19 protein-coding genes, 1 tRNA gene and 1 other RNA gene are annotated in these 25,643 nt (G+C 73.8%); 7 read left to right on the top strand and 14 right to left on the bottom strand.

The features are described from left to right. Nucleotides 1–43 precede the first annotated feature (43 nt). The gene (locus tag A3CO_RS0113610) at nt 44–781 is read right to left on the bottom strand and encodes an enoyl-CoA hydratase (RefSeq protein WP_018332798.1); all 738 of its coding nucleotides are present in this window, start codon (nt 779–781) and stop codon (nt 44–46) included. Nucleotides 782–823: 42 nt separating this feature from the next. Next, nucleotides 824–1,306: a winged helix-turn-helix transcriptional regulator gene (locus A3CO_RS0113605; RefSeq protein ID WP_018332797.1), complete on the bottom strand. Its 483-nt coding sequence runs from the start codon at nt 1,304–1,306 to the stop codon at nt 824–826. Nucleotides 1,307–1,348: 42 nt separating this feature from the next. Here A3CO_RS0113605 and A3CO_RS32100 point away from each other — a divergent pair, with 42 nt between their 5' ends. Next, the gene (locus tag A3CO_RS32100; RefSeq protein WP_084681849.1) at nt 1,349–2,152 is read left to right on the top strand and encodes an alpha/beta hydrolase; all 804 of its coding nucleotides are present in this window, start codon (nt 1,349–1,351) and stop codon (nt 2,150–2,152) included. On the opposite strand, the gene A3CO_RS0113595 is transcribed toward A3CO_RS32100, so the two are convergent. Next, nucleotides 2,133–7,709: an ATP-binding protein gene (locus A3CO_RS0113595; protein ID WP_018332795.1), complete on the bottom strand. Its 5,577-nt coding sequence runs from the start codon at nt 7,707–7,709 to the stop codon at nt 2,133–2,135. The genes A3CO_RS32100 and A3CO_RS0113595 overlap by 20 nt on opposite strands. Nucleotides 7,710–7,899: 190 nt before the next feature. Between A3CO_RS0113595 and A3CO_RS0113590 the strand changes: the two genes are divergently transcribed. Further along, entirely contained in the window at nt 7,900–9,753 is a 1,854-nt protein-coding gene (locus tag A3CO_RS0113590; RefSeq protein ID WP_018332794.1) for a S9 family peptidase, read from the top strand. A 10-nt stretch (nt 9,754–9,763) separates the two neighbouring features. Then, on the top strand, nt 9,764–10,513 hold the full coding sequence (locus A3CO_RS0113585) for an HpcH/HpaI aldolase family protein (RefSeq protein ID WP_018332793.1): 750 nt from the start codon (nt 9,764–9,766) through the stop codon (nt 10,511–10,513). Here A3CO_RS0113585 and A3CO_RS0113580 read toward each other — a convergent pair whose 3' ends face one another. Further along, the gene (locus tag A3CO_RS0113580) at nt 10,514–11,077 is read right to left on the bottom strand and encodes a TetR/AcrR family transcriptional regulator (protein ID WP_026204582.1); all 564 of its coding nucleotides are present in this window, start codon (nt 11,075–11,077) and stop codon (nt 10,514–10,516) included. Nucleotides 11,078–11,173: 96 nt separating this feature from the next. Between A3CO_RS0113580 and A3CO_RS0113575 the strand changes: the two genes are divergently transcribed. Then, the gene (locus A3CO_RS0113575; protein WP_018332791.1) at nt 11,174–12,091 is read left to right on the top strand and encodes an SDR family oxidoreductase; all 918 of its coding nucleotides are present in this window, start codon (nt 11,174–11,176) and stop codon (nt 12,089–12,091) included. 78 nt (nt 12,092–12,169) lie between these two features. Here A3CO_RS0113575 and A3CO_RS0113570 read toward each other — a convergent pair whose 3' ends face one another. The 5 genes from A3CO_RS0113570 to A3CO_RS32095 all read right to left on the bottom strand — a co-directional run bounded on the left by A3CO_RS0113570 (nt 12,170) and on the right by A3CO_RS32095 (nt 17,167). Beyond that, the gene (locus A3CO_RS0113570) at nt 12,170–12,649 is read right to left on the bottom strand and encodes a Dps family protein (protein WP_018332790.1); all 480 of its coding nucleotides are present in this window, start codon (nt 12,647–12,649) and stop codon (nt 12,170–12,172) included. Nucleotides 12,650–12,784: 135 nt separating this feature from the next. Further along, nucleotides 12,785–14,278 (bottom strand): catalase, encoded by a 1,494-nt coding sequence (locus tag A3CO_RS0113565; RefSeq protein WP_018332789.1) that lies wholly within the window; start codon nt 14,276–14,278, stop codon nt 12,785–12,787. Nucleotides 14,279–14,400: 122 nt separating this feature from the next. After that, nucleotides 14,401–15,453, bottom strand: coding sequence for an aspartate-semialdehyde dehydrogenase (locus A3CO_RS0113560; protein ID WP_018332788.1), 1,053 nt, complete (start codon nt 15,451–15,453; stop codon nt 14,401–14,403). Nucleotides 15,454–15,465: 12 nt separating this feature from the next. Beyond that, nucleotides 15,466–16,731, bottom strand: coding sequence for an aspartate kinase (locus tag A3CO_RS0113555; protein WP_018332787.1), 1,266 nt, complete (start codon nt 16,729–16,731; stop codon nt 15,466–15,468). 82 nt (nt 16,732–16,813) lie between these two features. After that, entirely contained in the window at nt 16,814–17,167 is a 354-nt protein-coding gene (locus A3CO_RS32095; protein ID WP_157647546.1) for a hypothetical protein, read from the bottom strand. A gap of 295 nt (nt 17,168–17,462) precedes the next feature. Between A3CO_RS32095 and leuA the strand changes: the two genes are divergently transcribed. Beyond that, nucleotides 17,463–19,256 carry a 2-isopropylmalate synthase gene (leuA, locus tag A3CO_RS0113545; RefSeq protein ID WP_018332784.1) on the top strand — a complete coding sequence of 598 codons (1,794 nt, stop codon included), beginning with the start codon at nt 17,463–17,465 and terminating at the stop codon, nt 19,254–19,256. 41 nt (nt 19,257–19,297) lie between these two features. On the opposite strand, the gene recR is transcribed toward leuA, so the two are convergent. After that, the gene (gene recR, locus A3CO_RS0113540; RefSeq protein WP_018332783.1) at nt 19,298–19,927 is read right to left on the bottom strand and encodes a recombination mediator RecR; all 630 of its coding nucleotides are present in this window, start codon (nt 19,925–19,927) and stop codon (nt 19,298–19,300) included. A 5-nt stretch (nt 19,928–19,932) separates the two neighbouring features. Then, entirely contained in the window at nt 19,933–20,259 is a 327-nt protein-coding gene (locus tag A3CO_RS0113535) for a YbaB/EbfC family nucleoid-associated protein (RefSeq protein WP_018332782.1), read from the bottom strand. A gap of 87 nt (nt 20,260–20,346) precedes the next feature. On the opposite strand from A3CO_RS0113535, the gene A3CO_RS0113530 reads away from it, so the two are divergent. Further along, the gene (locus A3CO_RS0113530) at nt 20,347–22,152 is read left to right on the top strand and encodes a S9 family peptidase (protein ID WP_018332781.1); all 1,806 of its coding nucleotides are present in this window, start codon (nt 20,347–20,349) and stop codon (nt 22,150–22,152) included. A gap of 82 nt (nt 22,153–22,234) precedes the next feature. On the opposite strand, the gene A3CO_RS0113525 is transcribed toward A3CO_RS0113530, so the two are convergent. Both A3CO_RS0113525 and ffs read right to left on the bottom strand, forming a co-directional pair. Further along, nucleotides 22,235–24,529, bottom strand: coding sequence for a DNA polymerase III subunit gamma and tau (locus A3CO_RS0113525; RefSeq protein WP_018332780.1), 2,295 nt, complete (start codon nt 24,527–24,529; stop codon nt 22,235–22,237). Between the two features lie 44 nt (nt 24,530–24,573). Continuing rightward, an RNA gene (gene ffs, locus A3CO_RS36835) (signal recognition particle sRNA small type) lies at nt 24,574–24,670 on the bottom strand. Nucleotides 24,671–24,856: 186 nt separating this feature from the next. Between ffs and A3CO_RS0113515 the strand changes: the two genes are divergently transcribed. Further along, nucleotides 24,857–24,944 (top strand) — tRNA-Ser (locus A3CO_RS0113515). A 66-nt stretch (nt 24,945–25,010) separates the two neighbouring features. On the opposite strand, the gene A3CO_RS0113510 is transcribed toward A3CO_RS0113515, so the two are convergent. Further along, a complete protein-coding gene (locus tag A3CO_RS0113510; RefSeq protein WP_018332779.1) occupies nt 25,011–25,589 on the bottom strand; it encodes a TetR/AcrR family transcriptional regulator in 579 nt (192 codons plus the stop codon). Nucleotides 25,590–25,643 lie beyond the last annotated feature (54 nt).

Raw genomic sequence — 25,643 nt, 5'->3', positions numbered from 1 at the left:
CGGTGGCACACGGCTGACGTCCGGTGTCAGCCGTGGGCCACGCTCACCGGCCGACGAAGCGCGGCGTCCGCTTCTCCTCGCGGGCGCGGCGACCCTCCGCGAGGTCCTCGCTGGCCCAGCAGGCGCTGAAGCCGGCAGCGACGGCGTCGAGGGTGACCGGGTCCGTCGGGTCCTCGAGCAGCCGGTTCACCGCGAGCTTGTTGTAGGCGAGCGTGAGCGGGGCGAGGGCGGCGACCTCGGCCGCCCAGGCCAGGGCCGCCGTGCGCGGGTCGTCCGCGGTCCGGTCCACGAGGCCCGCCGCGGCGGTCACGTCGAGGCGCTCGCAGGTCAGCAGCATCCGCCGTGCCGGACCGCCACCGGCGAGCAGCGCCAGCCGCCGGACGGTCCACGGGTCGACGGCGAGCCCGAGCGCCGCCGTCGGGAGCCCGAAGACCGCCTGCGGGGAGCACACGCGCAGATCGGCGGCGATGGCGAGTTGCGTGCCGGCCCCGATCGCCGGCCCCTGGACGGCCGCGACCACGGGCACCTCGACCTCGACCAGCCGCTGCAGCATCGCGTAGAGCGCGTCGAGGAACCCGGCGTCCCCGACGGTGTGCAGGTCGGCCCCGGAGCAGAACGCGGTGCCCTCGCCGGTGAGCACCACCGCCCGGGTGCCGCCTGCGATGGCGGTGTCCAGCGCGGCGTGCAGGTCACGGCAGTGCTCGGTGTCCAGGGCGTTGCGCCGCTCCGGGCGGACGATGCGCAGCTCGGTCACGGCGTCGTGGACGTGCGTCTCGATCACCGTGCCATCGTGTCAGCGGTGGCACACGGCTGACGTCGGACGTCAGGAACCCGCCACCGCCGCCGCGTAGGCCGCCGCCAGCCGCTCCGTGGCCGACGGCCCCTCCGGCGCCGGAGCGCCGAGGTGCACCGTCCGCAGCTCGGCCATGAACGCCGCCCAGAGTTCGGGGCCGCCCGCCTCCAGCAGCTCGGCGCGGACGCGCAGCGGCTCCGAGGTCTCCCGGTGGCGCAGGCCCCACGAGCCGAGTACGGCGTAGACCGGGACGAGCTGGATCGCCGCCTCGGTGAGGCTGTACGTGGCCCGGCGTCCGCGCCCGGGGTCGTCCCGGGTGAGCAGTCCGCCCTCGACCAGCCGCTTCAGCCGGTCGGCGAGGATGTTCGAGGCGATCCCCTCCTGCGACCCCGCCAGCAGCTCCCGGAAGTGCCGTCGGCCGCCGAAGGTGATGTCGCGGAGCACCAGCAGGCTCCAGCGGTCGCCGAAGGCCTCCACCGCCTGGTTGATGGGGCAGCCGGATCGCGTCTCCATGGCGCTTGCACTTTACCACCGCTTGTCGTTAGAACTGGTTGCATGTCACCACCACTTGCGACCGCCGAGACGCTCGGTCCCGACGACGGGTGGCCCGTGCTGCTGATCGGGGGTGCCACGTGGTCGCGCGACTGGTGGGACGGGATCGCCACGGCACCGCTCGTGCGGGCCGGCGCCCGCGTCGTGCGCTACGACCACCGCGACACCGGGGAAGCCGAGCACTGGCCGCCGGGCGCACCGGGCTACACCGGCGCGGACCTCGTCACCGACGCGCTCGCCGTGCTCGACGGACTCGGGATCCGGGCCGCCCACGTGATCGGGCTGTCGATGGGCGGTGGCATCGCGCGGGAGCTCGCGCTGACGCACCGCGACCGGGTGAGCGGGCTGACCCTGATCGCGACGACGGCCGTCGACCCGCGCGTCACCGGGCTCCCCGGCCCCGACCCGTCCCTCGCCCCCGGACCGGAGCTCGACGACCCCGTGGAGACGATCGTCGAGGGCGAACGGCCCTGCGCCGGCCCCGGGCGCTTCGAGGAGGCCCGGGTCCGGGCCATCGCCCGGCAGGTCGTCGCCCGCACCCGGGACCTGGCGAGCGCGACCAACCACGTCCTCGTGGCCGGCGACCCGACGACCGGCCCCGACGATCTGACCGCTCTCGCCGGGCTGCCGGTCACCGTGGTGCACGGCAGCGCCGACCCGGTGTTCCCGCTCGCCCACGGCCACGCCCTCGCGGCGGCGATCCCGGGTGCGGAGCTCGCCGTCGTCGAGGGCATGGGCCACCAGCTCCCGCCGGAGCGGGACTGGGAGCCCGTCGTCGGGACGGTGTTCAGCCGAGCGCGGCGATGATCCTCGGGCGCATCTCGCTCGCCGAGATGACCGCATCCACGGACCCGACCTCCACCGCCCGGTGGATGCTGTGCACCCGGTCGAACTCCGCGGCGACCTCCCCGAGCTTCTCGGCCCGGACGGCCGTGCGGACCTCCCGCAGGCGCGCGGCGAGCGGGGCCCGGTCCACCTCGTCGGCCGCGCGGACCGCCTCGGTGAGCTCGGTGACCCGCGGGTCGGCCTCGGTGCGCTTGTCGACCTCGGCGGCGAACACGACCGCCGCGGCCGGTGCACCGCCGATCACCGAGGCGAACGAGCCCTCCACGGCGAGCACCGTCATGCGGGGGTTCAGCGCCTTCGAGAACACCACGAACGCCCCGCCGTGGTACCGCGAGATCACGCAGAACACGATCGGACCGTCGAAGTTGACCACCGCGCGGCCGATCTCGGCGCCGTACTCGAGCTGGATGTTGCGCATCGAGTCCGGCGAGCCGTCGAAGCCGGAGAGGTTGGCCAGCACGACGACGGGGCGGTTCCCGCTGGCGGCGTTGATGGCCCTGGCGGCCTTCTTCGACGACTTCGGGAACAGGGTGCCCGCGGTGTAGGTGTCCGGGCCGTCGGTCGGCGGGAAGCCGCGGCGCGGCACGGCACGCGACTCGATGCCGAGCAGGCAGACCGGCTGCCCCCCGAGGTGCGCGTCGAAGACGACCGCCGTGTCGGCGTCCGCCATCCCGGCCCAACGCTCCAGCGTCGGGTGGTCGGCGTCGGCGAGCGCCCGCATCACCGTGCGGATGTCGAACGCCTTCTTGCGGTCCGGGTTGGTGGCCGACGAGAAGATCTCGCCGATCGTGGTGAACGTCGAGTCCGGCGAGTCGTGCGGTGCCGTGGTGATGTCGCGGTCGACCGGGTCGCTGGTCGGCAGGCGCCGCGGGCCGGCCTCGCCGGGGACCACGTAGGAGTGCTCGTGGTGGGCGAGCACGATGTCCCGGGCACTGCCGAGGTCCGGCGCCCAGTACTGCGCCTGGCCGTTGGGGCCCATCACGCGGTCGTAGCCGCCGATGCCGAAGTTGTCCTCGGCCGACACCCCGCCGGAGAAGTCGAGCGACTGCTTGCCGGTGAGCACCATCGCCGACTCCGGCGTCATCACCAGGATGCCCTTGGTGTGCATGAGCATCGTGGCCTCGGCGTTCCAGTACGGCTGGGCGCCGACGTTGATGCCCGCGACCACGATGTCGATCTCGCCGCCGGCCTGGGTGAACTCGATGATGCGCTTGAGCCCGCGCGCCACCCAGTCCATGTTCTCGGTGCCCGAGCGCATCGCGATCCGCGCACCGGCCGACAGCGCGTACCACTCCACCGGCACCTGCATCGCCTCGGCGAGGTCGAGGGCCGCGATGATCCGCGAGCACTCCGGCTCCGACACCGCACCCAGGGCCTTCGTCGGGTCGCCCGCGAGGACCACGCGGGTCACGCCCTCGGGGTAGGCCTCGGTCGGGGTGGTGACGACGGCGACGACGATGCCGGCGCTGTTGCCGCCGGGCTCCCGGTGGACCGGCACGAGCCGCCCGACCCCCGGGGTCGAGCTCGGCGGCGCCGCGTCTCCCGCTGCGTCGACCGCTGCCTCGAGGTCGTACTCGACGATCGTGCCGGTCTCCCCGGCCACGACGTTGAGCACCTCGTAGGGGTGCACCGTGCCGCGACGGCGGGCCCGCATCACCTTCTGCCCGTAGTCGTCCATCGGGGCGAGCCGCTCGGTGGGCGGCGGGCCCACCGAGTACTGCACCCCGGCCCCGGGCTGGGCGTAGAAGCGGCCGGTGATCGGATACACGCCCTCGGGGGTCGCGATCCGGCCGGACGCGAGGACCTCGTCGATCCCGGCGCCCGAGGTGATCGGCGCGATGCTGGCCCGGACCGCCGTGACCTGCTCCAGCTCGGCCTCGATCGGCGGCCAGATGTGCAGCCAGACGTGGTTCATGTCGAGCGGGACCGAGCGCGAGGACCGGACCGCCCGGGCACGCCGGATGCCCTCGACGCAGTCGGCGATGGCGCGCTCGACCTGCGGCAGCGAGGTGACCCGGCCGTCGGCGTCGCGCACGACGGCGAGCTCGCGCACCTGGGCGAGCGCGACGAGCCGCTGGTCGGCGGGGTTGTCCTTCGCGATCGCGTGGTAGAGCAGCACGTCGTCCGGGGCGTCGACGCGGGTGATGTCGAAGTTCCGCAGGCGCCACAGGTCGAGCCGCCGGCCGACCATCGGGTGCACGCCGCGGACGAGGTCGTCCTCGACCAGCCCGCCGTCGTCCCCGGGCCGCATGGTGAAGTAGCCGACCGGACGTCCGGGCGTGCAGACCGCCACCGCGACCCGGCGCACGGCGTGCGCGAAGGCGGTGGCGCCCAGCCGCTCGCGCAGGGCCGCGCAGCAGGCCTCGGCGTCGTCCGGCGCGTCCGGCCAGGCGAGGTAGAGGTCGACCACGGCCGCCTGGCCGGGGTGGTGCGCCGCCACGCGCTCGGCCAGGGCGGTGGCGAGGGCGCTGTCGGGCGTCAGCTCGTCGACGGTGCCGACCGTCGACACCAGCCGCGTCGGGCGGGCGTCGAGGACGTAGTCGGCCTCGACCGCCGGCCGGTCGGCCACCGTCGGCGTGCGCAGGTCGTCGAGGTCGAAGCCGCGGTAGTGCCGCCGGGTCAGCACGTCCAGCAGCGGCTCGCGGACCGGGACACCGGCCAGGAGGCGGTCGGCGAGCAGGCCGACGATCCGCTCCGGGGTGGCGGCCAGCGCCTCGATCCGCTCCGCGCGGTCGGGGGCGTCGGGGTGCTCGTCGAGGTAGGCCAGCTCGGCGGCCACGCCCTCGAGCGCGGCCGCCCGCTCGCGCGCGACCACGGGCTCGTCGAACCAGCGGTAGCGCACGCTGCGCGCCAGGTCGCCGACCGCGGGGAACCGTCGCTGCATCGCGCGGACGAGCCGGTCGAGCAGCTCGCGGACGCCGACGGCCCGGTCGTCGTCGATCGCGGGCTCCACGAGCCAGCGCTGCAGGATCGCGGTGACGATGGCGAGGTCGGGGTCGGAGCGGCCCTGGGCGAGGAAGACCCGGAAGACGACCCGCTCGAGCTCGGGGGTGCGGGCGAGGTCGTCGATGCCGTAGTGCGCCAGGACGCTGCGCAGCTTGGCCGTGAACATCTCCGGCAGCGCCCCGCGCTCGACGTCGAGGCTCTGCAGGTAGGTGTGGAAATACTCGCGGGGGCTGTGCACCCGCATCTCGGCCCGGGCCTCCTCGTCGGCCGGGCGGTTGCGCGAGAGCTCGGCGAAGTCGGCGAAGACCGCGAGCAGGTCGATCTCGGCGTCGCGGACCTCCTCGCCCGCCGCCGCGCGGGCGTCGCGGTCGGCCAGGTAGCGGGCGAGGGCCGCCTCGGTGCCCCAGCCGCCCTCCTCGCCGGGCCCGACGTCGTAGCCGAGCAGCACCGCGACCAGGTCGTCGAGGGCACTGCCGGCGTCGTCGCCCGCGTCGGGCAGGTCGAGCTCGACGGCGGCCGGGTCGGCCTGCTCCGCGGCCTCGTCGGGGTCCTCCAGCGGCTCGAGACGCGCGAGCGGCGTCCCGGTCTCCACCTGGCTGCCGGTCGAGACGTGCAGCTCCCGCACCACGCCCGCGAACGGCGCGTGGAGCTGGGTCTCCATCTTCATCGACTCGAGCACGAGCACCGGTGCCCCCGCCGCGACCTCGTCGCCGACCGCCACCGGGACGGCGACCACGAGCGCGGGGGCGGGGGCGCGCACCACGCCCCCCTCGTCCCGGCTGACGCGGTGCGCGATGCCGTCGACCTCGACGAAGTGCACGGGGCCGTGGGTCGCCGAGAGCACGCGGTGGCCCTGGCCGCCGACGACCACGCGCCGGTGGTGGTCGTCGAGCAGGTGCACCGTCACGTGCACCACCCGGTCGGCGGCGCCGTCCCCGCCGACGACGGTGACCCGGAAGCGCTGGGCGCCGATGCGGGAGACCTCGAGGCGGTGGCTGCGGCCGCGCAGGGTCAGGTCGAAGGGACGGGCGGAGCGGTGACCCACCTGCGGGCGGCCGCCCCGGGCGGTCTCGAGCAGCCGGGCGACCTCGACGAGCTCCTCGCTCTCGTACGCCTCGATGGCGGCGCTCACGAGCGCGATCCCGGAGTGGCGGTCCTCGACGAGACCGCCCTCGGCGCGGACCCGGTCGATCCACCCGGTGTCCGCCGACCCGTCGATCACCTCGGGGCGGTCGAGGAGGTCGAGCACGAAGCTCTTGTTCGTGACGCCGCCCTCGACGACGACGGCGGTCTCGGTGACGGCCCGCCGCAGCCGGGCGAGCGCCTCCTCCCGGGTGCGCCCGGAGGCGATGATCTTCGCGATCATCGAGTCGAAGTCCGGCGGGATGACGTCGCCGCGGCTGACGCCGGTGTCGACCCGGATGCCGGGGCCGCTCGGCAGCTCCAGCAGCTCGATGCGGCCCGGGGAGGGCGTGAAGTCGCGGTCGGGGTCCTCGGCGTTGAGGCGCGCCTCGACCGCGTGCCCCACCTCCGCCGGCCGGGGACCGGTGAGCCGGCCCCCGCTCGCGACGTGGATCTGCAGCCGGACCAGGTCGGTGCCGGTGGTGACCTCGGTGATCGGGTGCTCGACCTGCAGCCGGGTGTTCACCTCGAGGAACGAGAACGTCTTGTCCCCGGGGTGGTACAGGAACTCGACGGTGCCGGCGCCGCAGTAGCCGACGCGCTGCGCGAGCCGTTCCGCCGCGGCCTTCAGCTCGTCGGTCTGCTCGGGCGTGAGCAGCGGGGACGCCGACTCCTCGAGGATCTTCTGGTTGCGTCGCTGCACCGAGCAGTCGCGCACGCCGAGGGCCCAGGCGGTGCCGTGGGAGTCGGCGATGACCTGCACCTCGACGTGCCGCGCGCCGGTGACCAGCCGCTCGAGGAACACGACGTCGCTGCCGAACGCCCGCCGGGCCTCGTCGCGGGTGTGCTGGAAGGCGGCGCGCAGCTCGTCCGCGCCGCGGATCGTCCGGATGCCCCGGCCGCCGCCGCCCGCCGCGGCCTTGAGCATCAGCGGGTAGCCGATCGCGTCGGCCGCCCCGAGCGCGGCGTCGAGGGAGTCGACCGAGCCGCCGCTCCAGGGGGCGACGGGCACGCCCGACTCCTCGGCGAGCAGTTTCGCGCCGATCTTGTCCCCGAGCCGGCGCATCGCCTCGGCGCTCGGCCCGATGAACGTGATCCCGAGGTCCGCGCACCGCGCGGCGAACCCGGGATCCTCCGCGACGAAGCCCCACCCGACCCACACCGCGTCCGCCCCGGTCGCGCGCAGGGCGTCGGCGAGCCGGTCGTGGTCGAGGTAGGGCCGGTCGGCCGCCGCACCGAGCGGGTAGACCTCGTCCGCCTCGCGGACGAACATGGCCGCCGGCTCCGCGTCCGTCGCGAGCGCGATCGTGCGGATCGGCTCGTCGCCCGCCCCGCGCCGCTCGGCGTTGATGTCGCGCACGGCGTGGATGAGGCGCACCGCCGCCTCGCCGCGGTTGACGACGGCGATGCGCCGCACCGCCCGCGGCGCGCGGCCTTCGTCGGACGTCATGGTGTCGACCCTCCCCGATGCAGCCAGAGGCGGTGTGGTGCCTTCGTCGGACGCCATGGCGTGAAACTTGCCGTCTCCCGGGCGTACTCGCCAGTCCGTCGGCTGCGGAACTGCGCACACGGTCCCGCCGGTACGCGCTACCCCTCGTCCGGCGTCCCTGCCGCTCCGGCCGGAGGGGCATGATCGGGGCGTGGAGACCCGACGCGATCCCGCCGTGGACGTCCCCGAGGCCCTGTTCGCCGACCCGGCGGCCGAGACCCGCTGGCGCGGGCGGTTCACCGCCGCCCGTATCTCGGTGCCCGACTGGGCCCGTGACGCCCCGGAGCGCAGCGTCTACTCCTCGAACGCCAGCGGCACCTGGGAGGTCTACGCCTGGGACCGCGCCACCGACGACCACCGCCGGGTCACCGACCGGCCGAACGGCACCCGCGGCGCCACGGTCTCCACCGACGGCGCGTGGATCTGGTGGTTCGACGACACCGACGGCGACGAGTTCGGCACCTGGGTGCGCGAGCCGTTCACCCCCGACGTCGGGAAGGCGGAGCCCGCCGTCGCCGGCGCCGAGCGCGGCTACCCGGCGGGCCTCGACCTCGGCGCCACCACCACCGCGATCGGCTGGTCGACCGACGACGGCTCGACCCTCGCGGTCCAGGTCGGCGGGGCCGCGCTCCGCACGGTCTACGCCCACACCGAGGACGCCGGGATCGGCGCGCTCTCCCGCGACGAGACCCTGCTCGCGATCTCCCACTCCGAGCACGGCGACTCCCGCCACCCCGCGATCCGCGTGCTCCGCGTCGAGGACGGCTCGGCGGTGGCGGACCTGTACGACGGCGAGGGGCTCGGCGTCGAGCCGGTGGAGTTCGCGCCCGTCGCGGGCGACCCGCGGCTGCTCGTGCAGCACGAACGGCGCGGGCGCGACGAGCTGCTGATCTGGGACCCGCTGACGGGCACCGAGACCGAGCTGGCCATCGACCTGCCCGGGGACCTCTCGGCGGGGTTCTACCCGGACGCGTCGGCCCTGATCGTCGCGCACACCCGGGCGGGACGGACCACGTTGCACCGCTACGACCTGACGAGCGGGGAGCTCACCGACCTGCCCACCGCGCGCGGCTCGGTCGGCGGTGCGGACGTGCGCCCGGACGGGTCGGTCGAGTACGGCTGGTCCTCGGCGGAACAGCCGTCGAGCGTGCGGGTGCTGCGCCCGGACGGCACCGACGAGGTCCTGCTGACGCCGCCCGGGGAGCGCCCCGCGCCGTCGGTGGTGCTCGAGGACGCCTGGGTGCCCGGGCCCGGCGGCGACGTGCACGCGCTGTACTCGCGCCCGGCCGGCACCACGGGCCCGGTCCCGACCCTGTTCATGATCCACGGCGGGCCGCAGGCCGCGGACGAGGACCGCTACTCCGCGGTGCGCGCGGTGTGGCTGGACGCGGGCTTCGCCGTCGTGCACGTGAACTACCGCGGCTCCTCGGGCTACGGCTCCGCGTGGCGGGACGCCATCGAGGGGCGCCCGGGCACCACCGAGCTCGAGGACATCGCGGCCGTGCAGTCGTGGGCCGTGGAGTCCGGGCTGGCCGACCCGGCGGCGTGCGTGCTCGAGGGCTGGTCCTGGGGCGGCTACCTGACGCTGCTCGGGCTCGGCGTGCAGCCGCAGCGGTGGGCCGTCGGCGCGGCGGGCGTGCCGGTGGCGGACTACGTCGCGGCCTACGAGGACGAGATGGAGCCGCTGCGGGCGTTCGACCGCTCGCTGTTCGGGGGCTCCCCGACCGAGGTGCCGGAGCGCTACCGGACGGCGTCCCCGCTGACCTACGTCGACGAGGTCACCGCCCCGGTACTCGTGCTGGCGGGGGAGAACGACCCGCGCTGCCCGATCCGGCAGATCGACAACTACCTGGACCGGCTGGCCGCCCTGGACAAGTCCTACGCGATGGTCCGCTACGACGCCGGGCACGGGTCGCTCGTGGTGTCCGAGACGCTGAACCACACGGCCGCCGAGATCGCCTTCGTCCGCCGGGCGCTCGGCATCTCGGTCCCGATCACGGGGTAGGAGAACCCGCGTGATTCTCGCGGAGAAGCTGCGCAGCGGCGCGCGGACCATCGGCTACTGGGTGCTCTCGGACAACCCGCAGGCCGTGGAGCGGGTGGCGGGGGTCGGCTACGACTACGTCTGCTTCGACGCGCAGCACGGCCTGCTCGACTACCGCGCCCTGCTCGACGGCCTCACGGCGCTCGACGCCCGTGGCTGCGCGGGGCTCGTGCGGGTGCAGGACAACCAGCAGTTCTGGATCGGACAGGCCCTCGACGCGGGCGCGGCGGGCGTGGTCATCCCGATGGTGAACTCGGCCGACGACGCCCGTGCCGCGGTCGCGGCGTGCCGCTACCCCCCGACGGGACGCCGGTCCATGGGTCCGGTCCGCGCGGAACTGCGCTTCCCGGCGCGGCCCAGGGAGGCCGACGCGGCCGTCCTCTGCCTGCCCATGATCGAGACCGCGGAGGGGCTCGAGGCGGTCGAGGAGATCGCCGCGGTGCCGGGCGTCGACGGCCTCTACATCGGCCCGTCCGATCTGCGACTGGGCCTCGGCGGCGCCGCGCCGGACGACCCGGCCTACGACGACGTCTTCGACCGGGCCCTCGAGCGCGTCCGCACGGCGTGCGCGGCCGCGGGCATCATCGCCGGAATCCACACGCCGAGCGGGGTCGTCGCGTCGCGCCGGTTCGCCGAGGGCTTCACCTGGTGCAGCGTCGCGAGCGACCTGACGCACCTCGAGGAGGCCGCCCGCGGTCACCTGGGCGACGCCCGGGCCTGATCAGGCCACGACCGCCCGGAGGCCCTCGACCGCGGCGTCGAGGTGCCACGGGAGGTCGTGCTCGCCCGGGTCGTCGACCCACCGGGTGAAGGCGAGCCGGAAGGCCGCCATCCCGGCCTCGGCCGCCAGGACCGCCTCGGCGTGCCCGACCCCGCGCTCCTGCAGACTCGTGGCCATCGCGGCGGCCACGCGCGCGAGCTTGATCAGTTCGCGTTCCTGCAGTTCGGGGTGGGCGTCGATGACGCCCTGCCGGACCCGGGACCCGGCCCGTCGCTCGTCGTTCAGCCACGTCCCGGCCGCCGCGAGCCCGGCGACCACGGCCTCCAGCGGCGTCAGCTGCGGCGGGGCGGCCGTGAGCGCCTCGACGACCCCGGCGGCGAACTGCTCCTGCCCGGCGAACAGCACCTCGCGCTTGTCGGCGAAGTGCCGGAAGAACGTGCGCTCGGTGAGCCCGGCGCGCTCCGCGATCTCCGCGACGGTGACCCCGTCGTAGCCGCGCTCGACGATGAGCTCCATCGCAGCCTGCTGCAGGCGTCCCTGCGCGCCCGGCTGCCATCGACCCATCCGTCCATCCTAGGGATGTCAGCGACTGACATGAAGGTGTAGCGTCCATGTCAGTCGCTGACATCCGCGGCGACCGTTCTCTCGGAGGTTCTCCTCATGCGCGTGTTCGTCACCGGCGCGTCCGGCTGGATCGGCTCCGCCGTCGTCCCGGACCTGCTCGCCGCCGGTCACACCGTCGCCGGGCTCGCCCGCTCCGACGCCTCCGCCGCCGCGGTCGAGGCCGCCGGCGCCACCGTCGTCCGCGGCGACCTCACCGACCTCGACGTCCTGCGCTCGGCCGCCGGCGCGGCCGACGCCGTGATCCACCTCGGCTTCCGCCACGACATCGCCTTCTCCGGCGGCTTCGCCGACGCGGTCGGCTCGGACATCGCCGCGATCACCGCCCTCGGCGAGGGTCTTCCCGACGGCGGCGCGCTGACGATCGCCGGAGGCATCCTCGGCCTGGCCTCGGGCGAGCCCGCGACCGAACGGGACGTGCCGGCCCCGGACTCCATGGCCGCGGGCCGCCAGGCCTCGACGACCGCCGTCCTGGCCCTCGCCCCCCGCCTGCGGACCTCCGTCGTCCGACTCTCCCCCACCGTCCACGGCGACGGGGACGCCGGCTTCGTGCCGACCCTGATCGACGTCGCCCGGCGGCACGGGGTCTCGGGGTACCCGGGCGACGGCTCGGCCCGGTGGACGGCGGTGGCGCGGGAGGACGCGGCCCGCCTGTTCCGCCTGGCGGTCGAGGTCGCGCCCGCGGGCTCCGTCCTGCACGGCGTGGCCGACGAGGGCATCCCGCTCCGGGAGATCGCCGAGACCATCGGGCGCCACCTCGACGTGCCGGTCGAGTCGATCCCGAGCGAGCGCATCGGCGAGCACTTCGGCTTCCTCGGCGGCTTCCTGGGCCTGGACAGCCCGGCGACCAGCGCGATCACCCGTGAGGTGACGGGCTGGCAGCCGACCGGCCCGGGCCTGCTCGAGGACCTCGACAAGGGGCACTACTTCGCCCCGTCGAAGGGCTCGAAGTACTGAGCCCTGCACGAGCGAAGGGCCCCTCCGGTCGATCTGTCCGACCGGAGGGGCCCTTCGCGCTCAATGGGTGTCCGAGGATCAGCCGGCCTGCTTGGCCTGCCACATCCAGTGGGCCTCCTCGAGCTTCGCGGTCTGCCCGATGAGCAGGTCCTCGGTCACCGGGTCCGGCTGCGAGGTCTCGGCGATGCGGGCACGGTGGCGCTCGACGAGGACGGCGAGGATCTCGACGATCGCCGCGGTGACGTCCTCGACGGACCGCCAGCCCTCGTCGAAGGTGGGCAGGCCGCTCTGCTTGGCCACCGTCTCGGCGCGGCCGTCGGGCGAGATGCCCAGTGCCGCGGCCCGCTCGGCGACCTCGTCGGTCTGCGTGCGGGCGAGGTCGACCAGCTCGTCGAGGTGCAGGTGCGCGTCCCGGAACGTCCGGCCGAGCACGTTCCAGTGCGCCTGCTTGCCGATGAGGGACAGATCGGTGAGGTCGGCGACGGCCTCCTGCAGCACCCGGCCGACGACCTCCTGCGCCTCGGCGGGCAGCGGGCTCGTGATGGGCGCGGTGGTCATGGTGTCTCGCTCCTCCCGCGGCCGTCGGCGGCGGCCGCTCACGGTGGGTCCACCACCCGGGTCACCCGGATCCTGCCCACACACACCGAGACCCGCCCCACGATCGGTGGGACGGGCCTCGGCGGGTCCGCGGGGTCAGCTCTGCGCGAGCTGCCTGCTCTCGTGGCCCAGGAGCTCCCGGGTGGCCTGCTCGACGCGGTCGCCCATGCCCTGGTCGATCGAGCGCCAGTAGTCGAACGCCCGCTCGAGGACGTCCTCGCCGACACCGCCGGCAAGATGGCCCGAGACGTTCGTGACGAAGCGGTCGCGCGCGTCGTCGCCCCAGACCTCCATCATCAGCGTCCGGGCCTGACCCTCGTCGGAGTCCTCCGGGTGCTGCACGTACGCGGCCCGCTGGATGTCGCCGTCGGCGTACCAGGTCGGCGGCTGGTTCACGTGGCCCTGCGGGACCTGCGGGCTGCCCTTCGAGTTCGGCACGTAGACCGGGTCGACCGAGTTGACCACCCGCATGGCCCCGGCGTGGGTCTGCGCGTTCGTCGGGTTCTTCGGCGCGTTCACCGGGATCTGTTTGTAGTTGACCCCGAGCCGGGCCCGGTGCGCGTCGGCGTAGGAGAACCCGCGGGCGAGCAGCATCCGGTCGGGCGAGAGCCCGAGCCCGGGCGGCTGGTTGTTCGGCTCGAACGCGACCTGCTCGATCTCGGTGTGGAAGTCGACCGGGTTCCGGTTCAGCGTGAGCCGCCCGACCTCCTGCAGCGGGTAGTCCGAGTGCGGCCACACCTTGGTGAGGTCGAACGGGTTGAACCGGTAGGTCTTCGCGTCCTCGAAGGGCATGATCTGCACCTTCAGCGTCCACGACGGGAAGTCCCCGCCCGCGATCGCGTCGAACAGGTCGCGGCGGTGGTAGTCGTTGTCGATCCCGCACATCTCGTCGGCGCGGTCCTGCGTCATCGTCCGGACGCCCTGGTCCGAGATGAAGTGGTACTTGACCCAGAACTCCTCGCCGGCGGCGTTGATCCACATGTAGGTGTGGCTCGAGTAGCCGTTCATGTGGCGCCAGGTCTCGGGGACGCCGCGGTCGCCCATCAGCCAGGTGACCTGGTGCTTCGACTCCGGCGACAGCGTCCAGAAGTCCCACTGCATGTCGTGGTCGCGCAGGCCGTTGTCGGCACGGCGCTTCTGCGAGCGGATGAAGTTCTGGAACTTCATGGGGTCGCGGATGAAGAAGACCGGCGTGTTGTTGCCGACCATGTCCCAGTTGCCCTCGCGGGTGTACAGCTTCAGCGACCACCCGCGCGGGTCGCGCCACGTGTCGGGGCTGCCCCGCTCCCCGGCGACGGTGGAGAACCGGATGATCCCCTCGGTGACCTCACCCGGGGAGAAGACCGCGGCCTTCGTGAACGCCGTGACGTCCTGGGTCACCTCGAAGGTGCCGAACGCGCCGGAGCCCTTGGCGTGCGGCTGGCGTTCCGGGATGCGCTCCCGGTTGAAGTTCGCCATCTGCTCGATCAGGTAGTGGTCCTGGAGCAGGATCGGGCCGCCCGGCCCGACCGTCATCGAGAATTCCTGGCTCTGCACCGGGATGCCGGCGTCGTCGGTGGCGACGTTCGTGGTCAGGTCGTCGGAGCTCAACGGGTCACCTCTCGTCCGCGAAAGCGCGATCCGTAGTGCCTACCCGATCGGCCGACGTCGCTACACGCCTCCGTCCCGACGGCGGGTCGGTGCCGGTCCGCGCACGCGGACCGGACCCGTCGTCAGGAACGCACGAGCTCCTCGGCGATCTCGTAGGTGTTGAGCGCCGCACCCTTGCGCAGGTTGTCCCCGCACACGAAGAAGTCGAGCGTGTTCGGGAAGTCCAGCGCCTGCCGGATGCGCCCGACGTAGGTGGGGTCCTCGCCGACGACGTCGGCCGGGGTCGGGAACCGGCCCTGCTGCGGCTCGTCGACCACGACGATCGAGGGCTGTGCGGCGAACACCTGCCGGGCGGTCTCGACCTCGACGGGCGAGGCGAACGTCGCGTGCACGGCCAGCGCGTGGGTGGTGACGACGGGGACGCGCACGCAGGTCGCGGACACCTTGAGGTCGTCGATCCCGAGGATCTTGCGCGACTCGTTGCGGACCTTGAGCTCCTCGGAGCTCCACCCGCCGTCGCGGTACGAGCCCGCCCAGGGCACGACGTTGAGCGCCAGCGGCGCCGGAAACGGCGACTCGGCGGGCAGCCCGGCCGCGGAGAGTGCCTCGCGGACGTCGCCGGCGCGATGACCGACGCCCTTGCCCGCCACCGCGGACACCTCGGCCTGCAGCCGGTCGATACCCTCCTGGCCCGCCCCCGAGGCGGCCTGGTAGCTCGCGACGACGAGCTCGGTGAGCGTGAAGGCGCGGTGCAGGGCCCCGATGGCCGCCATCATCGACAGCGTCGTGCAGTTCGGGTTCGAGACGATGCCCTTGGGTCGCTCGTGCGCCGCGGCCGCGTTGACCTCGGGCACCACCAGCGGGACCTCCGGGTCCATGCGGAACGCCCCGGAGTTGTCGACCGCGATCGCGCCGCGGGCGGCCGCGACGGGCGCCCACGTGGCGCTGACCTCGTCGGGCACGTCGAACATCGCGATGTCGACGCCGTCGAAGGCCTCCTCCGACAGCGCGATCACCTCGATCTCCTGCCCGCGGACGGTGAGCCGCCGGCCGGCCGAGCGGGGAGACGCGATGAGCCGGATCTCCGACCACGGCACGGTCTCCCGCGCGTCGATGATGTCGATCATGACGGAGCCGACCGCACCGGTGGCGCCGACGATGGCGAGGGTGGTCACTGCAGGTACTCCTTACCGACCGGTGCCGGCGTGGACGACGGCCTCGGTGTCGCCGCCGAGGTCGAAGGCCTCGTGGAGGGCGCGCACGGCGTCGTCGAGCTGGGTGTCGCGGATGAGCGCGGAGATGCGGATCTCCGAGGTGTTCATCATCTCGATGTTCACGCCGGCCTCCGCGAGCGACTCGCAGAAGGTCGCGGTGACGCCGGGGTGGCTGCGCATGCCGGCACCGACGAGGGTCACCTTGCCGACGTGCTCGTCGTAGATGACCTCCTCGTGGCCGACCTCGCCCTGCACGGCGGAGAGCGCCTCGACCGCGCGGGGGCCGTCCTTGACCGGCAGCGTGAACGTCACGTCGGTCTTGCCCGTCTTCAGGTGCGAGATGTTCTGCAGCACCATGTCGATGTTGATGTCCACGTCGGCGACCGCCCGGAAGATGCGGGCGGCGAAGCCGGGCTGGTCGGGCACGCCGACGACGGTCACCTTGGCCTCGGACCGGTCGTGCGCGACCCCGGTGAGGACGGCCTGTTCCACGCTGAGCTCCTCGATGGACCCGACGATCGTCGTGCCGGGCTGGTCGGTGTACGAGGACCGCACGCGCAGCGGCACGCCCTCGCGGCGCGCGTACTCCACCGCGCGCAGGTGCAGCACCTTCGCCCCGCACGCGGCCATCTCGAGCATCTCCTCGTAGGTGATGGTCTCGAGCAGCTTCGCGTTCGGGACGATCCGCGGGTCGGCGGAGTAGACGCCGTCCACGTCGGTGTAGATCTCGCAGACGTCGGCCTGCATCGCCGCGGCCATCGCGACGGCGGTGGTGTCCGACCCGCCGCGGCCGAGCGTCGTGATCTCCTTGGAGTCCGCGCTCACGCCCTGGAAGCCCGCGACGAGCGCGACGCCGTCCTCGGCCAGCGCGGAGAAGATGCGGCCCGGCGTCACCTCGATGATGCGGGCGTCGCCGTGCTTGCCGGTGGTGATCATCCCGGCCTGCGAGCCGGTGAAGCTCCGCGCCCGGCCACCGAGCGCGTTGATCGCCATGGCGAGCAGCGCGTTGGAGATGCGCTCGCCCGACGTCAGGAGCATGTCCAGCTCGCGGGGCGGCGGCGCCGGGTGCACGGCGAGCGCGAGGTCCGTCAGCTCGTCGGTGGTGTCGCCCATCGCGGAGGCGACCACCACCACGTCGTTGCCGTCCTTGCGGGTCCGCATGATCCGTTCCGCGACGCGCTTGATGCGCTCCGCGGACTGGACGGACGACCCGCCGTACTTCTGGACGACGAGCGCCACGGCGACCGACCTCCGGCTCCTCGGGTTGACGTTGGCGGCGTCCACCCTAGCCGAGCCGAAATGGCCGGATATGAGCCTTCGCTCACGGCGCCAGTGCGTTGAGGATGCGCGCGACGACGGCCCCGATGATGAGCCACACGACGGCGGCGAGGCCGAAGTTGAGGATCACCTTGAGCGACTCGCTCGACGGCACGAACAGGTCGCCGATGCCGAGCGTGAGGTTGTTCGCCGCGTCGGCGAAGAACGTGAAGATCCCGTTGCTCTGGTTGGCCGAGGCGACGAACAGCACGATGTAGATGACCAGGATCGCGGCGAAGATCGTGCACAGGATCTTGACGACCGAGGCCACCAGGGACATGGACTTGCTCGCCAGTGCCCGCAGATCCGCCGAGGTGTTGGCCTTGCGCTGCGAGCCGGTGTCGGCGTCCTGCGTCATGGCGCAGATGATGGCATGCATCACTACCGACTGGTAAGCCGAACCCCGGCCCGGCCGCCGCCCCGTCGCCGAGTGGTGGTTCGCGTCACGCGGCGTGCCCGCTTGCCCACCCCGGGGTGGTTGGGTCTACCGTGGCGAGCGATGCTTCGCGTGCTGCTCCTTCCCAGCCGCGGCGGGGTCTGACCGAGACCGGCCCCCTGCCGCGGGTGATGCGCGCTCGCCGGTCGGCCCGGAACCCACACCTCCGGGATTCCTGCACCGCCGCACGGAGACCCTGATGAGCATCACCCCTGACATGCCGGCCGCCGGCATCCGCGAGACCGTCGTCCACCCCGACGGCGAGATCCCGGCCGACCAGCCCGCGTGGAACACGCAGCGGCCGAGCCGGATGCCGACCCACCGCTACAAGCCGTTCGCCGAGCTCGTCGAGCGCGTGTCGCTGCCCGACCGCACCTGGCCGGACACGGTGATCACGAAGGCCCCGCTGTGGGGCGCGGTCGACCTGCGCGACGGCAACCAGGCGCTGATCGACCCGATGACCCCTGCCCGCAAACGTCGGATGTTCGACCTGCAGGTACGGATGGGCTACAAGGAGATCGAGGTCGGCTTCCCGGCCGCCTCGCAGACCGACTTCGACTTCGTCCGCGAGATCATCGAGCAGGACGCGATCCCGGCCGACGTCCGGATCCAGGTCCTGACCCAGGCGCGGCCCGAGCTGATCACGCGGACCTTCGAGTCCCTCGAGGGCGCCCACTCCGCCGTCGTCCACCTCTACAACTCGACATCGATCCTGCAGCGCCGCGTCGTGTTCCGGTCCGACCGCGACGGCATCACGAAGATCGCCACCGACGGCGCGAAGCTGGTCCGCGCCGAGGCGGAGCGCCGGCCCGGCACCGACTGGCGCTTCCAGTACTCCCCGGAGTCCTACACCGGCACCGAGCTCTCCTACGCCAAGGAGATCGTCGACGCCGTCGGTGACGTCTGGGAGCCGACGCCCGAGCGCCCGATGATCGTCAACCTGCCGGCGACGGTGGAGATGGCGACGCCGAACGTCTACGCCGACTCGATCGAGTGGATGCACCGCAACCTGGCCCGCCGCGACTCGATCATCCTGTCGCTGCACCCGCACAACGACCGCGGCACGGGCGTCGCGGCCGCCGAGCTGGGCGTGCAGGCCGGGGCCGACCGTATCGAGGGCTGCCTGTTCGGCAACGGCGAGCGCACCGGCAACGTCTGCCTGGTGACCCTCGGCATGAACCTGTTCAGCCAGGGCATCGACCCGCAGATCGACTTCTCCGACATCGACGAGATCCGTCGCACCGTCGAGTTCTGCAACCAGCTGCCCGTCGGCGAGCGCCACCCCTGGGGCGGCGACCTGGTGTTCACCGCCTTCTCCGGCTCCCACCAGGACGCGATCAACAAGGGCCTCGAGGCGATGCGCGTCGAGGCGAGCGAGGCCGGACACCCGGTCGACGAGCACCCGTGGGAGGTCCCGTACCTGCCGATCGACCCGAAGGACATCGGCCGCACCTACGAGGCGGTCATCCGGGTCAACTCGCAGTCGGGCAAGGGCGGCGTCGCCTACCTGATGAAGACCGAGCACCAGATGGAGCTGCCGCGGCGGCTGCAGATCGAGTTCTCGCGTCGGGTGCAGGAGGTCACCGACACCGAGGGCGGCGAGGTCTCGGCCAAGGAGATGTACGACATCTTCGCCGAGGAGTACCTCATGCGGCGCAGCCCGCTGGAGCTCGTCAGCTCCCGCGTCGCGACGCACGACGACGGCAAGGCCGAGCTGACCGCCACCCTCAAGGTGGAGGGCGAGGTCCACGAGGTCACCGGAGTGGGCAACGGCCCGATCGCGGCCTTCGTCGACGCCCTCGCCTCCGTCGGCTACGACGTGCGGGTGCTGGACTACGCCGAGCACGCCATGGCCGCCGGTGACGACGCCCGCGCCGCGGCCTACGTGGAGGCCGCGGTCGGTGACGGCGCCGGCGCCGACGTCGAGGTGTGGGGCATCGGCATCGACGGCTCGATCCTCACCGCCTCGCTGAAGGCCGTGGTGTCGGCGGTGAACCGGGCGCTGCGCTGACGCCTGTGAGCACTTTCCGTGGCTGCAGCCACGGAAAGTGCTCACGGGGCCGTCGGCCTCCTGCCGGCGAGCGCCCGGCCCAGCGTCAGCTCGTCGGCGAACTCCAGGTCGCCACCCATGGGCAGGCCGCTGGCCAGCTTCGTCACGGTGAGGCCCGGGAAGTCGCGCAGGAGCCGGACGAGGTAGGTGGCCGTGGCCTCGCCCTCGGTGTTGGGGTCCATGGCGAGGATGACCTCGCTGATCTCCGGCTCCTGCTCCCCGTCCTCGGTCTGCTGACCGCCGATGCGGCGGAGGAGTTCGCGGACGCGGAGCTGGTCGGGGCCGATCCCGCCCATCGGGTCGAGCGCGCCGCCGAGCACGTGGTAGCGCCCGCGGAACTCGCGGGTGCGCTCCACGGCCATGACGTCCTTGGGCTCCTCGACGACGCACACCAGCGTCGCGTCGCGGCGCGCGTCGGCGCAGATGCGGCACCGCTGCTTCTCGCTGACGTTGCCGCAGACCTCGCAGAACACGACGCCGGCCTTCACCTTGGCCAGCGCGTCCTGCAGGCGCGTGATGTCGGCCTCCTCGGCGCCGAGGAGGTGGAACGCGAGGCGCTGGGCGCTCTTCGGCCCGATCCCGGGGAGCCGGCCGAGCTCGTCGATCAGGTCCTGGACCGGGCCTTCGAACACGCTCCCTACATCCCCAACTGCGGGCCGCCGCCACCCATGTCCAGCCCGCCCGCGAGCGGGCCCATCTTCTCGGCCTGGAGCTGCTGCGCGGCGTCGGCGGCGTCGGCGAGCGCCCCGAGCACCAGGTCCTGCAGGGTCTCGACGTCGGTCGGGTCCACCACCTTGGGGTCGATGGTGATCCCGCGGATCTCCCCGGCGGCGGTCTGGGTGACCGTGACGAGGCCGTTGCCGGCCTGACCGGTCACCTCGGTCTCCGCCAGTTCGGCCTGGGCGTTCATGAGCTGCTCCTGCATGGCCTGCGCCTGCTGGAGGAGGGCACCCATGTCGGGCATGTCCGGCTGTCCTGGCTGCACACCCCCAGGGTAGGGGCTCCGGCGTTCCCGACGACGGGCGCGGGTTGCGGGTGGCAGGGTGGCGCCGTGAGCGACACCGCCGAACTCGTGACCCGCCTGCTCTCCGCCCGAACGTGGCGGGCCTTCGACGTGGCGGCCGACGGCCGGGTCCTCGCCGGCGACGACACCTCGGGCACCGTCCAGCTGGTCGAGCTGGCCCCCGACGGCACCCGGCGGCCGCTCACGGCGCTGCCCGGCGCGTGTGCCGGGCGCTACCTGAAGGGCGTGGAGCCGCGCACGATCGTCGTCTCGCACGACACCGACGGCGACGAGCGCGCCCAGCTCTCCCTGCTCCGGCCCGAGGACGTCACCGCCCCGTTCGGGACCGACGACCTCGAGCCGCTCGTCCGCGACCCCCGGTACATCCACTCCCTCGCCGAGGTCCTCGACGACGGCCGTGTCGTCTACGCGACGAACCGCCGCAACGGCGTCGACTTCGACCTGGTGCTGCGCCACGTGGCGTCCGGCGAGGAGACCGTGCTCTACGACGGCGGCGGCATGGTGGGCGGCGCGTCGGTGGCCCCCGACGGGTCGGCCGCGCTCATGACCCGGCCCGGCGTCCCCGCGCTGAGCTCCCAGGTGCTGCTCCTGGCCGGCAGCGGGACCACCGAGGTCACCTCCGCCGACGAGCCGGCCATCCACGGCGGGCTGCAGTGGCTGCCCGACTCCTCGGCCGCCCTCGTCACCACGAACAGCGGACGGGACCGGACGGGCATCGCCCGGCTCGACCCGTCGTCGGGAAGCCTGGAGTACCTCGTCACCGACGACGCGCACGACGTCTCCGGGCGACTCTCGCCCGACGGCCGGCTGCTGCTCGTCGCGACCGACGACGACGGCTCCTCCCGCTTCGCGATCCACGACGCCGAGACCGGGGCGCACCTGCGCGACGTGGTGACGCCCGGCGTCGGGGTCGGGGACTACCTGACGTTGCCGCGCTGGTCGGCCGACTCGCAGGGCCTCGCCCTGACGTGGACCTCGCCGACCGTCGCCGCCGACGTCGTGCTGGTGGACGCCGCGACCGGGCGCACCGGGACCGTGGCCTCGTGGGCCGAGGACCTCGACGGGCTGGACCTGGTCACGCCGACCAGCGTCGGCATCCCGACCCCCGACGGCGAGACCGTCCCCTGCTTCGTCTACTCCCCGGCGGTCCCGACCGGGTCGAGCGTGCTGATCATCCACGGCGGCCCCGAGGGTCAGTCGGTGCGCTCGTTCTCGCCGATCACGCAGGCGCTGGTCGCGCAGGGGCACACGGTGCTCGTGCCCAACGTCCGCGGGTCGGTCGGCTACGGGAAGCGCTGGTACTCCCTCGACGACGTGGACCGCCGGCTCGACTCGGTCGCCGACCTCGCCGCGATCCACGACTTCCTGCCGCAGCTCGATCTGGACCCGACCCGCTCGGCGCTGTGGGGCGGCTCGTACGGCGGCTACATGGTCCTCGCGGGGGTGTCGTTCCAGCCCGAGCGCTGGGCGGCCGGGGTCGACATCGTCGGCATCTCCTCGCTCGTGACGTTCCTCGAGAACACCTCGCCGTACCGTCGCGCGCACCGCGAGCGGGAATACGGGTCGCTGGAGCGCGACCGGGAGTTCCTGGAGTCCGCCTCGCCGCTCAACCGGATCGGCGACGTGCGCGCGCCGCTGTTCGTCATCCACGGCGCCAACGACCCGCGGGTCCCGTTGTCGGAGGCCGAGCAGGTCGCGGCGGCGGTCCGGAGCAACGGGGTCGAGGTGGAGCTGGTGGTCTACGACGACGAGGGCCACGGGCTGGCCAAGCGCGCCAACCGGCTCGACGCCTATCCGCGGGCGATCGACTTCCTGGGCCGCGTCCTGGGCTGAGTCTCGCCGGCGCGGCGGTGACACCAGGCAGGCCCCCGCGCCTGCCTCGTGTGCACCTCGCGACGGGGGCGGGCCGGTGGCCCTAGTGCCCGTCGACGCGGCGGGCGCCGAGGTGCTGGGTGAGCAGCTCCATCGCGGCGTCGTCGGGGTTGCGCGCCGCGACGCGCTCGCCGCCACCGGGGTCGGCGTGCGCCTCGGCGTACATGTCCTCCTCGGTGACCTCGTCCTCGTCCGGCGGCTCGGGCGGGGGCGGGATGTCAGCAGGCGGGCTCGCGGGACGGGGCCGCTCGGGGGCCGCGGCGGGTGCACCGCCCGCGGCGGCCCGCGCGACGCTCGGGCGCTGGAACTGCGGCCGCCCGCCGGCGGCGCCGTTCTCCGCGCGCTGCGGCTCGGGCCGTGACGGGCGCTGCGGCTCCGGGGCCGGCTCCGGCCGGGACGGGCGCTGGGGCGCCGCGGTACGGGCCGGTGCTCCCCCACGTCCGCCCTCCGGCGGCGGCGGCGGGGCGCTCGCCTGCTGGCCGGCCGCGTCGGTGGCCCGCAGCGCCCACTCCCCGGAGAGCACCCGGGAGAGCGCGGCCGTGACGTGACCGGCGCGGTTCGGCTGGGAGAGCTGACGGGCGAGCGGCGCCGTGGGCATCGCGAGCACCACCGTGGTGCCCTCGACCGCCGCCACCGTGGCGTTCTGCAGCAGCGCGTGGGTCGGCTTGTTCCCCTCCCGCACGGCGGCCATGACCTCCGGCCACACCCGGCGCAGGTCGGCGGCGTCCATCGCGCCGGGGGCCGCGGCGGCGGGAGCGGCCGGAGCAGCCGGTTCCGGACGGTCGGGCGCGGTGCGCTGCGGGGCCGGGCGTTCCTGCGCGGCCGCCGGGCGCTGCTGGGCCGGGCGCTCCTGGGACGGACGCTCCTGGGACGAACGCTCCGGGGCGGAGCCCTGGCGGCGGGGCGCCTCCTCCGGCGCCTCCCGACGCGTGGCGGGCGCCGGCGGCTGGTCGCCCCGGTCCGGGCGCGGCGCCTCGACCGTGGCCGTCGGGCGTCCGGTGGGCGGCTGGACGGTCGCGTCCTGCGCGTCGGCGCGCGGTGGCGGGGCCGGTGCGGGTTCGGCGGCCTGCTCCGGCTCCGACGGTCGCTGGGAGGGTCGCTGGAAGCGGGGCTCGCCCACCGGCTCCGGGCCGTCGTCGGGAACGGCGAGGGGACCCCCGGCGCTCGCGACGGCGCCGGCCTGCAGTCGGCGTTCGACGCCCTCGAGCCGCTGGACGAGCGCCGCGTCGGACGCGGACGCCGCGGGCAGCAGCATCCGGGCGCAGACGAGCTCGAGCAGGAGGCGCGGCGCCGTCGCCCCGCGCATCTCGGTGAGCGCAGTGTGGACGAGCTCGGCGTGCCGGGCGAGGGCCGCGGGGCCGAGGCGCTGGGCCTGGTCGACCATGCGGGCCATCTCGTCGGCCGGGACGTCGACCAGGCCCTTGTCGGCGGCGTCGGGCACGGCGTGGACGAGGATGAGGTCGCGCAGGCGCTGCAGGAGGTCGGCGGCGAACCGCCGGGGGTCGTGCCCGGCCTCGACGAGCCGGTCGACCGCCCCGAAGACCGACGCGCCGTCCTGCGCGCCGAGGGCGTCGACGACGTCGTCGAGGATCGCGACGTCGGTGACCCCGAGCAGCCCGACCGCCCGCGCGTAGGTGACGCCCTGGTCGTCGGCGCCGGCGAGCAGCTGGTCGAGCACCGACAGCGAGTCGCGCGCGGAGCCACCGCCCGCGCGGATGACCAGCGGGTACACCGCCGGCTCGACCCGCACCCCCTCCTCGTCGCAGATGCGTTCCAGCAGCGCCCGCAGCGTGCTCGGCGGCAGCAGCCGGAACGGGTAGTGGTGCGTGCGCGACCGGATGGTGGGCAGCACCTTCTCCGGCTCCGTCGTCGCGAACACGAAGATCAGGTGCTCGGGCGGCTCCTCGACCACCTTGAGCAGCGCGTTGAACGCCGCCGTGGTGACCATGTGCGCTTCGTCGATGATGAAGACGCGGTAGCGGGAGCTGACCGGCGCGTAGGCCGCTTTGTCCCGCAGGTCCCGGGCGTCGTCGACACCGTTGTGGCTGGCCGCGTCCATCTCGGTGACGTCGAGCGAGCCGGGGCCGTTCGGCGCGAGCGCCACGCAGGACTCGCAGACCCCGCACGGATCGGGCGTCGGCCCCTGCTCGCAGTTGAGCGAGCGGGCCATGATCCGCGCCGACGACGTCTTCCCGCAGCCGCGCGGGCCCGAGAACAGGTAGGCGTGGTTGATCCGGCCGGCGGAGAGCGCCGTGCGCAGCGGATCGGTGACGTGCTCCTGCCCGACGACCTCGGCGAAGGTGCCGGGCCGGTATCTGCGGTAGAGGGCGAGTGCCACGATCGCGAGGTTACGCGGGGGGTCCGACAGCCCCGGCCCGGGGAAGAAAGGGGACCCCGCGCACCCGCCAGAGCCCGCTTACCCTTGCTGCCTTCCGGCCCTGGGGGAGTTCACAGGATGGACGCCGCGCGGGGTCCGGCGCCCACTCTACCGACCGCCGCGCGGCCCTCCGACCCCGGTGTGTTCCCGCGTTCGGGACGACGGGCTGGGCCGGTCCCGACGGAGCGCCCCCGCACCTCGGGGGGCCTGGGACGGGACGCGGCCGCACCTCCGGCGCCGGGCTCCCACCTCGCGGGCGGCGGGAGGTCGCCCTGTACCCTCGTCGACGGAGGATTGGCCGAGTGGCCTAAGGCGCACGATTGGAAATCGTGTTGGGCTAACCCCCTCACGGGTTCGAATCCCGTATCCTCCGCCAGCTCCACGAGGCGCCGGGTCCCCACGACGGGGCCCGGCGTTCGTCGTTGCAGAGCGACCTGCTCCGTCAGGAACGCAACCCCCGGACGAGCAGCGTGGCGAGCTGCTCGTAGGCCTCGGCGTCGTCGAGCCCGGTGGTCGCGGCGATCCGGCGCTGCTGGATCGCCTCCATCGTCGAGGCGACCACCTCCGCGGCGAAGGCGACGTGCACGTCGCGGAACGCGCCGGACTCGACGCCCTCGGTGATGATCTCGCGGACGCGGCGGGCGGCCGCCCGGGTGTTGCGCTGGTAGATCGCCGCGGCGGGCGCGAACGAGGCGACGTCCTCGAAGAACGCCGGGGAGGCGGGCTCGAGCTCGGCGGCCACCGCGCGCAGGTACGCGGCGATCCGGTCGGCGGGCTCGGACCGCGTGGCGACCGCCGCCTCCACCCGCACGGTCGCCGCCCGGAAGAACCGGACCACGGCCGCCGTCACCAGCTGCTCCTTGGACCCGGCGAGCCCGTAGAGCGTGCGCTTCGAGCAGCGCAGACGGGCGGCCACGTCGTCGAGGGTGAAGCCGGCGAAACCCTCGGCCAGGAACAGCTCGACGAGCGCGTCGGCGAGCTCGTCCCGTCGGGCGGCGCCGCGACGAACCGGAGAGGCCACCTGGTAATCCTACCGCCCCGACGCTACTGTCGACGGTACTGGCGTTCCGATCTC

Source organism: Actinomycetospora chiangmaiensis DSM 45062 (genome assembly GCF_000379625.1).
Lineage (GTDB): Bacteria > Actinomycetota > Actinomycetes > Mycobacteriales > Pseudonocardiaceae > Actinomycetospora > Actinomycetospora chiangmaiensis.
Note: the sequence above shows the minus strand (reverse complement) of the source record. Positions and strands in the feature narration are given on the sequence as shown.